The sequence below is a fragment of the uncultured Arcticibacterium sp. genome, assembly GCF_964021845.1.
Lineage (GTDB): Bacteria > Bacteroidota > Bacteroidia > Cytophagales > Spirosomataceae > Arcticibacterium.
The window spans coordinates 652,849-666,949 of record NZ_CAXHZC010000002.1 but is presented as its reverse complement, the minus strand read 5'-3'; the positions used below and the strand labels follow the sequence as shown (position 1 = coordinate 666,949).

At 37.9% G+C, this 14,101-nt stretch carries 11 protein-coding genes; 2 read left to right on the top strand and 9 right to left on the bottom strand.

Annotated features, from left to right (window positions below):
- Positions 1-75: 75 nt before the first annotated feature.
- The 5 genes from AADJ06_RS09540 to AADJ06_RS09520 form a co-directional block, all read right to left on the bottom strand.
- Entirely contained in the window at positions 76-783 is a 708-nt protein-coding gene (locus AADJ06_RS09540) for a DUF1080 domain-containing protein (RefSeq protein ID WP_341226209.1), read from the bottom strand.
- An 88-nt stretch (positions 784-871) separates the two neighbouring features.
- Positions 872-2,329: a Gfo/Idh/MocA family oxidoreductase gene (locus tag AADJ06_RS09535; RefSeq protein ID WP_341226208.1), complete on the bottom strand. Its 1,458-nt coding sequence runs from the start codon at positions 2,327-2,329 to the stop codon at positions 872-874.
- A gap of 285 nt (positions 2,330-2,614) precedes the next feature.
- A complete protein-coding gene (locus AADJ06_RS09530) occupies positions 2,615-4,096 on the bottom strand; it encodes a sulfatase (RefSeq protein WP_341226207.1) in 1,482 nt (493 codons plus the stop codon).
- Between the two features lie 141 nt (positions 4,097-4,237).
- Complete coding sequence (locus AADJ06_RS09525) at positions 4,238-5,302, bottom strand: endonuclease/exonuclease/phosphatase family protein (RefSeq protein WP_341226206.1); 1,065 nt, start codon at positions 5,300-5,302, stop codon at positions 4,238-4,240.
- 17 nt (positions 5,303-5,319) lie between these two features.
- On the bottom strand, positions 5,320-5,784 hold the full coding sequence (locus AADJ06_RS09520; protein ID WP_341226205.1) for a hypothetical protein: 465 nt from the start codon (positions 5,782-5,784) through the stop codon (positions 5,320-5,322).
- A gap of 139 nt (positions 5,785-5,923) precedes the next feature.
- Between AADJ06_RS09520 and AADJ06_RS09515 the strand changes: the two genes are divergently transcribed.
- Positions 5,924-6,349, top strand: a complete 426-nt coding sequence (locus tag AADJ06_RS09515) for an ABA4-like family protein (protein ID WP_341226204.1) — start codon at positions 5,924-5,926, stop codon at positions 6,347-6,349.
- Between the two features lie 38 nt (positions 6,350-6,387).
- On the opposite strand, the gene AADJ06_RS09510 is transcribed toward AADJ06_RS09515, so the two are convergent.
- The 3 genes from AADJ06_RS09510 to AADJ06_RS09500 form a co-directional block, all read right to left on the bottom strand.
- Entirely contained in the window at positions 6,388-9,300 is a 2,913-nt protein-coding gene (locus tag AADJ06_RS09510; protein WP_341226203.1) for a reprolysin-like metallopeptidase, read from the bottom strand.
- A gap of 148 nt (positions 9,301-9,448) precedes the next feature.
- Positions 9,449-11,473 (bottom strand): helix-hairpin-helix domain-containing protein, encoded by a 2,025-nt coding sequence (locus tag AADJ06_RS09505; RefSeq protein WP_341226202.1) that lies wholly within the window; start codon positions 11,471-11,473, stop codon positions 9,449-9,451.
- On the bottom strand, positions 11,470-12,279 hold the full coding sequence (locus AADJ06_RS09500; protein WP_341226201.1) for a hypothetical protein: 810 nt from the start codon (positions 12,277-12,279) through the stop codon (positions 11,470-11,472). Before AADJ06_RS09500 ends, AADJ06_RS09505 begins: the two co-directional genes overlap by 4 nt.
- A 191-nt stretch (positions 12,280-12,470) precedes the next feature.
- Between AADJ06_RS09500 and AADJ06_RS09495 the strand changes: the two genes are divergently transcribed.
- Positions 12,471-12,914 carry a DUF5362 family protein gene (locus AADJ06_RS09495; protein ID WP_341226200.1) on the top strand — a complete coding sequence of 148 codons (444 nt, stop codon included), beginning with the start codon at positions 12,471-12,473 and terminating at the stop codon, positions 12,912-12,914.
- Here the strand turns inward: AADJ06_RS09495 and AADJ06_RS09490 are convergent.
- Entirely contained in the window at positions 12,911-14,086 is a 1,176-nt protein-coding gene (locus AADJ06_RS09490) for a hypothetical protein (RefSeq protein WP_341226199.1), read from the bottom strand. The genes AADJ06_RS09495 and AADJ06_RS09490 overlap by 4 nt on opposite strands.
- Between the last annotated feature and the right edge of the window lie 15 nt (positions 14,087-14,101).

Here is a 14,101-nt window from a genome sequence, read left to right as displayed (position 1 = left end):
AGGGTATTTAGCACGAAAAAAGGCCATCTCATTTTTTAATATGAGACAGCCTCTTCTGACGAAAGTATTATTGTCTTATAGACTAAGGTCTTTAATGAAAACATTTCTAAAAGATAGTACTTCACCATGTCCTAAAAATCCAACATGACCACTAGTTCTTGCCAGGCCAGGATGTTCTTTACCATCTAAAGTGCCATTCTTGCTTGCTTCTAAGTAATCGCCATCTAAAATAGTAGTGCCATTTAAAACCACTTTAATTTTAGAACCCTCTACGGTTACAATCTCTTCGTTCCATTCTCCAACAGGCTTAAGGAAACCTCTTTTGGCCGGAATTAAACCATAAACTGAACCGTGATATTGATAATCATGAAGGTCTGCATATTTCTCTGCAGTGTTATCTAAAATTTGTAATTCTATACCTTCATAGGCTGCATCACCTTCTAATGGAGCATGAATTCCTAATCCGTTATTTGCACCTGGTGTTAATTGAAATTCAAATTTGAAAACGAAATCGCTATACTCTTTTTCTGTCAATAGGTTTCCACCGCTTCCTTCTGTTCCTTTTTCTTCTGGGTTTACAGAAATTACGCCATCAGTAATAGTATAAACAGCTTTATCGCCAATCCAGCCATCCAAATTTTCGCTTAAAGCAACAAAACCGTCATCGGTACTAAGGGTTTCATCGGTAGTTTCCATTGTCTCAGTAGATTCTGTAGTGCTACTAGAACAAGAGTAAAGTGCAACTGGTAGGGCGATGGCTAAGCCAAGCGTAGTTAATTTCATAAGTAATTTTAGTCTATTTTTATTTAAAGTGTAAGTTAAAAAAAACAGCTCGGTTCTATGTTTACCGAGCTGTTTAAAATATTGAAAATTATACTTCCCAGCCTTTTCTGTAAGTTCTTCCTACAAACTGGTTTGCTGCTTCAAGGTTAGTGATACGCATGTTTTCACCGTCCCAAAGAAGTTTCTTTCTAGCGTAAAAATCCATTTTTCCTTTGCTGTCTTCTTTTCTTAGCATATAACTTCTGATGGCTAAATTACCCATCAATACAGTTTCTGTCATAGGACCTGCATAATCAAAAGAAGATGTTAGTGCTAAGTGTTCAGAGCTCTTGAAACCTGCTTTACACGCATCAACCCATTTTCTATGGTGGCCGTATTCTGGTTCGTCGCTTTTCTCTACTTCTGGACCAAATTCTGTAGTCCCATCATTTAAGTAAAGTTTTGGCATTAATGGAGAGCTATCATTAATGTTGGTAGAAATTATTCCTTTTTCACCAATAATTAAAACACCATTTTGACTGTCTTTACCGCCTATATCATCATTTGCTGGTATGATGTCTGGATGCGAAGGTCTTATACCGCCATCGCTCCATGTCATTTCTATTGGAGATTGGCTTTTTGCAGTAGCACCAAACTTTAAAGTAATGAACGAAGATGGAGGACAACCTTCTGGGTGATAGTCTGCATTCCACATTTCGGAATAAATAGAAGCTACAGAGCATTCTGCTGCGGTAGGGTATTTTAAGCCTAATGTTCTGAAAGGAATGTCTATTAAGTGACATCCCACATCTCCTAAAGCTCCAGTACCATAATCCCACCAACCTCTCCAGTTAAATGGATGCATTTTAGGGGTGTATGGTTTTAGCTCATTTGGTCCTAACCATAAATCCCAATTTAGGTCATCTGGTTTTAAGCTAGCATTTGGCTCAGGCATAGCGTTTCCTTGTGGCCATACAGGTCTGTTTGTCCATATTTGTACTTTAGCTATTTTGCCCATTACACCAGAATCCACCCATTTTTGAACCATACCTAATAGTTCGTTAGAACCTCCTTGGTTACCCATTTGTGTAACAATCTTGTTAGTTCTGGCAAGCTCTGTAAGAATTCTAGCTTCACGGATGTTATGTGTCATTGGTTTTTGCACATAAACGTGTTTGTTTCTATCCATGGCATATTTAGCAGCAGGACCATGCACGTGGTCAGGGGTAGAAATAGTAACAGCGTCAATATCTTTTTCCTTATCTAACATTTCTCTATAATCCGCATAGAGTTTAGCTTTCGGGAATCTTTTAACAGATGCCGCCGCAGAACCTGAGAAATCTACGTCACATAGAGCAACTACTCTTTCACGACCATTAACAGATGCGTTTCTTATATCGCTGGCACCTTTACCTCCGGCACCTATTGCTGCTATGTTTAATTGGTCACTTGGTGCTGTGTAGCCTACACCACCTAAAACGTGTCTTGGCACTACAAAGATGGAAGAAGCCAAAGCTCCTTGTTTGATGAAGTCTCTTCTTGAAGAGTTAGTTTTTTTCGTTTTCATTTTTAATAGGTTGAATAAAAGAATAAATTAAAGTATTTCATTCATTGAGTTTTTACCTTCAAATCCTTCTTAAAATTAGTGAAAATTATACTATGCTCAGTTTTATAGTTGTTAATGTTGCGGTCTGAAATCAGGGTTTTGTCTAGGGATTTAGCTTAATAGATGTTTTCAAGGTACTTTTTGGTCTTACATAGCTAAAGCTAGACAGTATAGTGTATTGCCTAGCTTATTAAATTCTTAAAGATTTCTTTATAAAGCTCTTTTATGGAAACCAAAACGCCACAATTAAATGTCAGGAATGGCATCTTCTGGTTTAATGATTTCGCCCTCCCAGATGGGTGTTCCATTTTCGTATTGCAACACTCTAAAACCATTTCCAAAATATGGTAGATGATTCTTTTTAGGAAGCCATTTAGCCAAGTCTTCTTTTATCGCCTTTGTTTCTAAACTACTTGCTATATTTTCCCACTCGTTAGGGTCTTTTGCTAAGTCATATAATTCTTCGCTTCCATCGGCATATTGAATGTATCGCCATTCATTGGTTCTAATACTGTGGTTTTTATAGTTATTAGTTGTAATTGCTGGTCGTGTTTCCTCTGTTTTTTTGCCTTGCAATTCCGCTAAAAGAGAGACTCCTTCTAGTTCAGATTTTTCGGGTAAGTTACATAATGCATTTAGGGTAGGGTATATGTCTAGCAGTTCTACAGGGTTGTCAAATTTTATGTTCTTGTTTATTCCTGGTCCTGCAAATATTAAAGGAACGTGGGTGGAACGCTCCCAAAGAGTGTTTTTGCCACTAATTTCTTTCTCTCCTAAATGGTATCCGTGGTCTGACCACAGCACCACAATGGTATTATCAGCAAAACCGTTTTCATCTAAAGCATCTAGCAATCTACCCACTTGGCTGTCTATAAAGCTTATGGCTGCCAAGTATGACCTTACCAATGGTTTTACTTGTTGACTTTCTTTCATCCATTTAAGTCTTGGCTCAGGCACCTTCCAATGATTATACCATGAAGCTCTGGGTGTATCTTCTCTATCGTTTTCTAACATAGGAGGCATTACCAATGTTTCATAAGGATACATGTTAAACCATTTTTCGGTCACGTAAACAGGGACATGAGGCAGGAAAAAACCGCATGATAAAAAGAAAGGGTCTTCAGGCTTACTGTTGAGCACATCTACAGCCCAACTTGCTATTTGGAAGTCATTTTTGTCTTCATCGTTATGTGGAAAAGTTCCCCAATCCATTAAGGGATGATTTCCGCCAGGAGTAAACTTTGTGATTTTCTCCGCAGGTTTTGCTTTAATAGTGGTGCCTGGGCCTAAAACATCAAATTCATGGTCGTTTTCTCCTCTTCCATTATTGCCATGGAAAATTTTTCCAGTACTGTAATTGGTATAGCCGTTTTGTGAGAAATATTGCGGAAGTGTAACCAAGTGTTTTAAGGAGTCTACATTTCTAATCCATGGCGAAAGACCATATACGCCTGTGGTTGATGGTCTCAATCCGGTAAGTAGACTAGTTCTAGATGGATTGCAAATAGGAGATTGTGTATGAGCATTGGTGAAAAGTATTCCCCTTGCGGCCAATTTGTCAATATTCGGAGTTTTTATTTGTGGGTGCCCGTCCAAACACCCTATCCAGTCATTAAGGTCGTCAATAGAAATAAAGAGCACGTTTGGTTTTTCTACCTTTTCCGGTTTTATGCTGCAAGAAAAAAATAGAAATACTAATGCGGGTAGGAGTAGTAATTTGGGTTTCATGCAAAGGAAGATCTTATAGGGTTTTGAATAAATCAATAGGTTTAGATGCTCAATTTACCCATTCATTTATTGATTAAGCCAAAGCTTTAAAGAAAACTTGTTTTTATTGACATAGGTCAGCTTTTCTTAGAAAGAGACCTATCACTCGGATTTCTCTGCTTCTTTGCCTTCGGTAATAATTTCTTCTACCTCTTCTTTCTCGGTCTTTTTCATTGATTTCGGACTTTCTGTTTTAGAACGATGAACACTAAACTCTGAGTAAAGAGGAAGGTGGTCAGAGCCAATTTCCGGTAGGGTGTTCATGTGGTAAATCTTTATTTCTTCAGAATGGTAAAGTAAATCAATAGGAAACCTCATGAAGAAAGGTTTGACAGGAAATGTTGAAAAAAAACCTCTTCTCTTTCGAGCGTCTTTTAAATCAGAAGTTTTTGCAAAAAGGGTGGAAACGTTTGACCAACAAACGCTATTGAAATCGCCAATAACCAAACTAGGAGTTTTTGATTTCCTTATAAGTTTGGCAATACTAAGCAGCTCCCCATCTTTCTTCTTTGAGGTTACCTCTTCAGTAGGGCTGGGTGGTGGTGGATGAATGCCCCAAAAGACAAACTTATTGTTTTCTCGATCTTCTAAATGTGCTTCAATTGTTGGTCTTTCGTCGGTTAAAAAGTAATGCACCTTTATGTTGTCTGCTTTTAAATTGGTGTAAAAGTGCATTCCATAGGTGTTTTCTTTGGGTACCTTTTCGCTATATTGATAATCATTTTCAATCTCTTCTAAAGCATCTTCCCAAGCTTTATTACTCTCAATAGTTAGTAGGATATCTGGTTGTAGCTTTTTTACCAGCTCTATAAGTTTGTGGTAACAGTCATTGCTTTGTAAAACGTTGACACTAAGTATTGTTAGCTTCTGCGAGTCTCCTGAACTAGGTTTATGCTTTTCGTTTTTTAAGATGATGTAAGGAGAAATGATTTTAATTTGAGTAATAAGGGCTATAAGTAATGTGAACTGAACAAACCTCACTAAAATAGAGGCATCAGTAATTAGTATGAAACTAAACAAAAAGGTTACCGTAAGCACTACTGCAGATTGGATTCTGATAAAATCAAAACCTCTTATAAGCCAATGTTTCCCTCCACTTAAGGGGAGAAATGTCCCGATTATAAAAGGAAGGGAAATTAGAAGTAAAATGATTTCCTCGCTTGTCATGAAATATTTTTTTCGCTTTAATACTGTACTTCTAAGTCTAATTGCCTGCCCTCAGTGGCAGCTTTTTTATCCATCTGAGTTCCAATAGCTACGCCAATGGCCATACCTATAGGCATTCCAATTCCAATAAAAGCCATGTTACCTAAAATAGACCCTAATGCTACACCCAAAGGAACACCAAATGCTCCAACGCCAATGGCTAGCCATAAATTTCTATAATAGTTTTTAGTAACTATTTTAAGATCTTTTTCTAGGAGCTTGATTATTTTAGCTAAGGAAGTTTTTATCTGCTTGGCTAGCTTTTTTCCTAATTCAAGGGTACTGTTGATAGCATCTACTTCCAAGTTTATGGTTTTAATGGTATGCTCTGGAAGTGTACGAGCCTTTAATTCTCTAATCAGTTTATCAAATTGCACAAACTGTTTTAATTCTCGGCTTTTTTCTTCTAAGTCTGGCTTTTTGAGGAGGTCTTTAATGTTCATGGTCGACTTGCAATTAGCTTTTATTAATGTCTAAGATACTGTTTTCTTCGTATGTTGGGTACAAAGCTATCGCAGATTTCTTTTTGAATAAGTGTGAAGTAGCGGTAATTTCATTGTCAAACATAACAGACTCAAAATTATGACACCATCATCTATTTTCTCTTTCGGAAATTCTTTTGTGATTTTAGGATGGTTGCTCTTACTGATTTTACCTCATTGGAAATACACACAAACCTTGGTGTTGAATGGTGTTATTCTGCTTTTATCATTGATATATGCTTTTATGGTTATATCAGATTTAGGGAGTTTTGAGGCAGATAGTTTCAATTCTTTAGCTAGTGTAAAGGCATTATTTACTTCTGATACCGCCATTGTTATTGGCTGGTTTCATTATTTAGCTTTTGATTTATTTGTGGGAGCTTATGTAGTTAGAAAATCCAAAGAAACTGGCTTGGCGAGATGGATATATAGCCTAATCCTTCCTTTTGTATTTATGTTTGGGCCAGTTGGGTATTTAATTTTTGTTATAGCAAAAACAGTTAAGACTAGGTCTTTAATGGAATAAAAGATTACCTGAGATTATTCTTTAAGGTTCTATGATAGTTAATTACATCCACCAATTTGAGCTTTAAAGACAGCTCCATTTTTTGCCTCGAACCCTGGATTCATTTCTACTTTTTTCCCAGCATCGTAGGTTGTGTTACCTCCTGTTATTTTGTTGGTAGCTGTTATTAGTCCAGGATTCACGGTATTACTAGTTTGATAAGTTGAAGTTCCTGAAGAAATATCGTTTGTGGTAGAAACTAAATTTAAGGTACTAGGGCATGGTCCCGCTATAATTATCAATGTCTTGGAATTATTGCTAAATAAAATACACGAGCCTGTGCTATAGGCAGCTGCTTCTGAGCCTCCAACAAATGCGGCGGTGTTCGTTCCATTGGCATATGAGAGACCTTTGATAGTGTAAGTCCCACCAGATAAACTCGTGAAGTTGGCTGTTGAGGACACGGCAGCAACATTTCCTGTTACATTGTTTATTGCTGCATAGGTATAAGAAAAACCTCCTGGGTAGGCACTAGTTTGTATAATATCACCTCCGCCAGAAAAAGTAATGGAGACATTAGTTAAAGAGAATACATTATACAAAACTAAATAATAAGTAGTACAGGTATTTAAGGTAATGGAAGATACTTCATTATAGAAATCATTACCTTTTATACTGGAGCCAATAAAGCCTGTACAATTAATAGCAGAAGAAGATAAGATCGTCATTCCCACACTGTTATCCGAATTTAATGAATAGGTGCCACTTGAGGTTACTTGAAAGGGAAGGATAACAGAATTGCTAGAATAACCGGGGGTTTCACAAGCAGTTTCTGCAGCATTGCTTCTTACAAAATTTCTAAGGCTTTGACTGGCAAAATTTGTAGTGAATGTTTTACTGGCTAATTCGGAACCTGTAAAATTTGAAAGTGATAAATTAAAAGCTGGATTTCCAGGGCTTCCTGAAACGGTATTGGTTGGACAAATAAAGGATGCTACCGCTGCACAAGTAGAGGTGATAGTTAAATTAGCATTATTGATATCAAACCATTCAAACCCATTACCTCCTATACTTGATACTTTAATTCTGGCTTTAGTACTTGCTGGGAAATTAGCGGGTAACGTAACCGATTGACTTCCGTCATTAGGTGTGGAAGCGGCCAGAACAAATGGGAAACTAGAGCCGTCTATTGACATTGAAATTTTAACATTGGCAGACAGAGCATTAGTGCTATTTACTGCCCAGTTTACGTTGATGTTGCTACCAGCAGCAATAGTTGAATTAGTATTGTGACTAGTTAGTTGAAAAGGACCAGCAGCGTTAACAATTACAACTAAAGCTTCAGAGTCCACACCACCACCATTTGCTTTATTATCTCTAACAGTTAGTCTGAAATTCATAGTTCTGGCTACTTGTGGTAAATCTTCACCTTCGTTATCATCTGGGTTATTAGCATTGTTAAGTATGAAATTAATGTCTGGAAAGATCCGAGTTGGTGAACTAGATATTCTACTTCTAAACAAAGGAGCAGACGCGGCACTGTTTACTGCCGGGTAGCCTCCTGTGCCATTTATAGAGCTACCTAATGCTCCTTGGTCACTAGCAGAAGCATTATCCATTTGTTCCCATGCATAGCTTAATACATCGCCAGCATTGGCATCTGTGGCACTTCCAGTAAGGGAGAATGGGGTTCCTTTTGGAATGGTAGCTGCAGAGCCTACACTTACTATAGGGGGCGTGTTTCCTGTGGCAGCTGCGGTAAAACAATTACTAACTCCGCTCATTTTAGTGAAAATCTGGTCTAAGCTTTTTGCGTGGAAGTAAGATTCGTTATTTGGTGAGGTTAAAACATAATTTGTAGGAGAGGAGCAATTGTCTCCGTAAGCCATGAGCGTGCTACCACTTCCTGGCTCTACGGCGGTTTCGTTGTCCCACCCACTCGTGCAAAAAGTAGGACTACTTACGCTTCCTCCTACGGCATTGTATGTATGCCATGCATTAAACTGATGCCCTACTTCGTGGGCAAATACCCCAACAATAGTTCCTAGGGAGGAGCCGATGCCAAATTCTGTCCAGCCTACAGATTTGCTAGCATTTACACAGGGAGAACCTCCTCCTGTTCCTCTAGCACCTCCATACGGACCATAATCATTAAAAGTGTGTCCCATGTCATATTCAGTATAAGACAAAGAAGCGTTTCCATTCAATGTATTAAAACCATTTTGGCCATCATAAGCATCTCCAAAATTGGTGTTCACACTGAAAGGGTCAGTATTGGGGTCGGTGAAGATTAATGATAGATTTGTAGTTTTGGTTATGACGCTGAATTGCATAGATGCCTCCACCTGATATATTAAGTTAGTGGCATTCATGATAGCTACTATTCTATTTCTGGCGGCTGCTTGGCTGCCATAAGCAGTTGTCATTTCACCTGTGGCGGCTCCTGCAAAACGGTAGGTTCTCATTTGGGTGCCAACAGGAAAGTTAGTAGCACTAAGTATCTTACCATTGGCATCGGTAATTCCATTTTCTTTTGGGTTTGAAATGCCACATTCTCCAGTCGGGCTTTCATTTATATTGTATAATTTATACCTGCCCTCTTTGCTGTCAATAGGCTCTATGATGTAATAGCCATTTTGATACCGCATTATGGCATTAAACCCACTAGAGGTTAAACTACAACGCAGAATTGCACTTTCATCAGCATTTTTTGCAGAAAATGTCAAAATATCAGTAGGTTGAGACTCCATAATGGCGGAGTAATCAAGCCTAAAAGAGACCATTTCACCTGTCGGCAAAGGAAGCTTTAAGTCTGAAGACAGTGTTTCAATGGAAGCGGTGTGCTGAGTAGCCGCCTGATTAATAGCTTCAATGTTTATAGAAATCTCTTTTCCGAATTCTATTTGTTGAGCATTTGATACTTTAGGGAAAGATATTGCAATGATGCAAAGAAAGGTAATTATTGTTTTCATGTTAAGGAGGTTAAGGGCTTAACATCTAAGGTAGTTTTTTTTATATAGAGTCTTATGAAGAGTATGAGAATTTTAGGGAGTGGTAAAGTTTTATGTTAACGTGTTAAAATATAGCTCATTACTTCAGTTGGTATCCTTGTACAGGTTTCTAAAACCTATACCTAACCTGCAGCTTTACATCTGTTCTGTGCGGTACGTCAATCTCATTATTTCCAGAACTGATGGTGTCTCTGTCTGTGAGAGAGGTGCGGGCTATTCTGGCCCAAACGTCTATTTTTCGGGTAAGGCTGTATCGGCTAACTAAATAAAGGCGTGTTCCTTTGCCAAAGTATGCAGGGAAAGAAACGGTATAAAGTACGTCGTTTTCGTAAGCGTAAATTCTGGAATCAAAAGAATCGGTACTAAACAGTGCAATACGGCTTTTGAGCTGTAAGCGACCAATGCTCCCCTCTATGTCCTGAATTAATGCGTAGCCATTTGAACGGTCTAAGGTTTCGTATTGAAAGGAATTGTACTGTACCCTTGTTTGAGATTTGAAGTTTTTGAAAATATTAAATTCAAATTGAGCAAGTAGGTTTTGTCGAGTAGTTTTGACTAGATAATCGCTTACAGATTCATTTCCTGGGAAATTCTTTTGTTTTTGTTCTCTATGATATTGGGTATAAAAAATCCATTTTTTGGTAGGTTTAAGCGTAAATCGGAGGAGGTAATCGTCGCCGTCAGACGGCCCATCTACTAAGTATCTTAGCCATGGGAATTTAAATTTGTCGTAAAAGGCTGCAAAAGTATAGCCTCTTTTTGGCGTGTATTTAAAGCCAGTGTAAATCCCTTTTTCATTAATAGTTCTGCTTCCCTCGCCAAAAGCATTAGAATAGAAACTATGGAAGTCTTTATCATAATTTCTGAAGTTTAATGCCCATTCTACTTGTGGGCTAAGTGATGCTACAAAACCCCCAATAGCTCCAATACCTCCACTACTAGAACGAGCTGCTTCGCCAAAGAAATTGAAGTTCTGCCACGAATATGAAAAGTTGGGACCCATTACGGTGTTTTGTGTGCCCTTAAACTCATGTACTGCATATTCCCTTGAGTTACGCTCTAAAGGATTGCTATAATTTGTGTTTAAAACAGTGAATCCAATATGTCCATCCCCATGCTGCCATTTGGCATTAATTCCCGTACTTGTTTCGTTTACTAGCCCTTTTTTATCAATTTCTGATTGCGTTCTGTGTAAGCCGGAAGATAAGATAGAGCTGAAAACATCTTCTCTTTCTTCTACATCAGTGTTTATGCTGGCATCTCTTTTGGTATAAGAACCAAAAGCAGTAAGCGATATTTGACCGGTTTGGTAGGTAGCAGCAGCACCACGTAAAAAGCCTCCTTCTAGAACAGAGTTGTGCGGTCTTATGCCTAAATCACTTCTTCGGGTGGTGTAAATAGGTTCACCACCTTTACCAGCAGCATAACCACCAGACATTACTAGGCCTTGCCCAAATTGTAATTGATAATCACCAATAATAGCGTTTTTAAGCTTGCCCTTATTCTGTAGTTGAAAATGGAATGTTGTGTAGTCTGCTATGTTTGGTTCGCCTTGGTCTTTCTCCATGATAAAGCCTAAACTAAAATCTTTAGGATGCTGTAGTCTGTACCGAGCGTATAGTTTTTGCGGTGAGCCTAAATATTTCCCTTCTTTATAACCATCTGCTTTTTCTAAGGTTTGCTCTGTTCTAATAACCAAAAAGTGGTCAGTAGCTCTATTGAAAATCCCTTTAACGTCATTTACAGATACGCCGTTACTTAACCTGATAAAAGGTCTAAGCGTTTGAATAGTTTCGGCATCAAAACCTTCAATTGTTTGTAGCTCATAAAGGCTTAATAAATTTCCAAAACGATTTTTATGCTCAAAGAAATTTTGAATCTGAGATTCCGAAAGAAGAAATAAACTTCGCAGTTCGTCTGGTTTAGCAGCGTTAAGATTGATGGGGTTTAAGTAAAATTGAAGCAATGCTTCATACAAGTCTTCGTAATTTATATCTTCTTGTTGTGTGGCGGCTAGTCGCTGAATAAAATTGTCAAGATCTATCTCTACAGGAGGTGCTTCCAACCTGGGAGCTTGACCTATGGCAAGGTTTACTTGGAGTAAAATTAAAATTAAGAGGAGGTATCTTTTCATTTTAATTTCTTTGGAAGGTTTAGTTGTAAACTAAAATGATGCGATAAACCCAAGGTAGGGTGCGTATTTACCGCGTAATCAAATATCCATTTTTTATAAGTGTAGCCCACGCCAAAATGATTGGTCCTAATTCCTGAATTTATCCCAGTTCTGAGATGAAAATTTTCAAATATCATATATTCTAGACCTGCTTTGAAAAAAGGCTTTTCTGAAGGAATATATTCTGTTTCTGCCGCTATAGTTATTTTGGTGGTTGGCTGAAAGGCCGCACCAAGTCGTAGCGTAGTTGGTATCTTTTCAAAGTCGTAAAGCGAGGCTCCTGTAAGGTTATATGCATGCATTCCTATGCTTACTTTGGGCGAGAGATAAGCCATTACGCCAAATTCTGTTACCAATGTATTTCTGGAAGAGTAGCCTTCGGCATAATTCCCGAGATAAGATATTTTGACGCCGAGCGATACCCTTTCGGTACTTTTTGCTATCGCAATTCCTGCCTTGTTTTCATTATAAAGTTGGTCGCCAAATCGTTCGGCTCCTATGGCCACGGTAGCCCACTTTTCTGCTAACACAGCCGACAGTGACATGGTAGACAGTCCAGCTATATCAAACCTTGAATCAAAAGAGGAGTTGACAAAGGAGTTTTGAACAAAGCCCAACCCAGCTGGATTGTAAAAGAAAGTTTGCGAATGTGGGAGGGCCACCATAGCATGTCCCATACCCCAACTTTTACCACCCACGCCACTGAGGCTATTTTGTGCAAAAGTGAAAGTGCTTGATAATAAAAAGTAGAATAGGGTTTTTCGCATAAAAATGAAAAATAGCCCTTTTTTAAATTAATTGAAAAGAAACCTATGATTGATTTTTGATACGTATATCCATAGAATATGTTTTTTTGGAGGCTAACTAGTGCTTTTTAGCTACAATTTTGGTATACAAATAGTTGAACTTTAGAAGAAAAGAACGAACTTACTTGTTCTAAATCAAACACATTTACTAAATGGAAAACACACTTTACCTTTCAGAAGACGGAAAGCAGGATTTACTAGAATCTGCAAAATGGGCTAAATTTCTAGCTATAGTTGGTTTTGTTGGAAGTGCTTTATTGGTTGTTTTTGCCCTAGGTCTTAGCACCATAATGAGTTTTTTACCTAACGGAGAGCATTTTGAAAGCCTAGGCCCTAGTTATTTTTTGGGTATGGCGTTTATTTATGTTGTGATGGCGGTCATATATTTTTTCCCATGCCTTTATCTTTTCAGATTTTCAAAAAGCACTAAAGAAGCGATTTTAAAAGAAGATAATAAACAGCTCCATTTAGCACTTTTTAACATGAGAAAAATGTTCAAATTTGTAGGAGTAATGACCCTTACTATGTTGATAATTTATGGCATTATAATAGTTTTTGGACTGTTAGCTGGGGGGGCAGCCATGATGATGGTTTAGCTAAACTTCCTTTCTATTAAGGCATAAAACTCTTCTGCTTCGGCAGAGTTGCTGTCCCACTGATATTTTACTGCAAGTTCATGGTTTGTATAATTCATGGCTTCGGTAAGGCTACTGCAGGCATCCAGCGTTTCCATGCTTCTTCCGTAATTATCTTGATTTCCTCCAAAGAGATTATTTATAAATAAGAAACGTTGATTAAGCGATATACCACTTTTCAAACTATTAATTTTGGACCTACTATGTGAGTCCAAAAGATTGGCCACTTTAGCACTTTCTTTACTGTCGTTTAAAGTCTTGCTGCCATTTAATAATCTATCATTCAAAGTCATTGGTTCTTTGATAACAGCTTTTACTGCTTGCGGAGCTGTAACAGGTTGCACTGCTTTTTGAACTGGAGCAGGACTTGGTGACGGAGCTGGAGCTGGTGCAGCAACAACTGGTTGTCTTATCTGCGTTGCTATTTCTGGTTTTTCCTGACTCGGCTCTAAAGTTCTTCTGGAAACTGTTGGTGCAGCGTCTAATGCTTCGTCAAAGAAAGATTTGTTTGAGGCTGAGGCCGTTCCAAGATTAAGTTTTAAAATACCATCAAAGTCTTCTAAAAGCTCTGATGGGTCTTCGCCATTAAAACTCTCAAAAATTACTTTTAACCAGTCTATGCCTTGATTGGCAAAAACAGAGCCTCCATTTAATTTGTTTTCTAAAGCATCCAAAACAGGTTTATTGATTTGGAAATATTTTTTATTGGCCGTAATCCACTCTGCTGTGAGTTTAAACTCAGGGAGGTTTCGCATTAAGTTATCAAAATACCCTTTAGGTTCTAAGGCCAGCTGAAGCGTGTCTTGTGTTGATTTTGCCAAAAGAATTTCAAATTTATCTCTACCGACAGAAATAAATCTGGATAGTGTATTCATAAAAGAGGCTAAAGCAGTTTTGACTTCTGCGTTTTCAAAGTCAAAATAAGGGCTTTGAAGTCGGCTACTTTCTTCTTGCCATTTTTCGAACAAGTTTCTTATTACAAGAAGATTGAGTTGTTTAATCTCTGTTATTTTTAAAATGTCACCACCAGAAATTGTTTTCTGATTGCTGAAATATTCGTCGCAAATAAGGCTAGAGAAAGCTTTAGCGTAAGTTTCGACATCTGTCGAATTCCATTTGTAGGTCATTTTCAAATTCGTTTCTTTTGT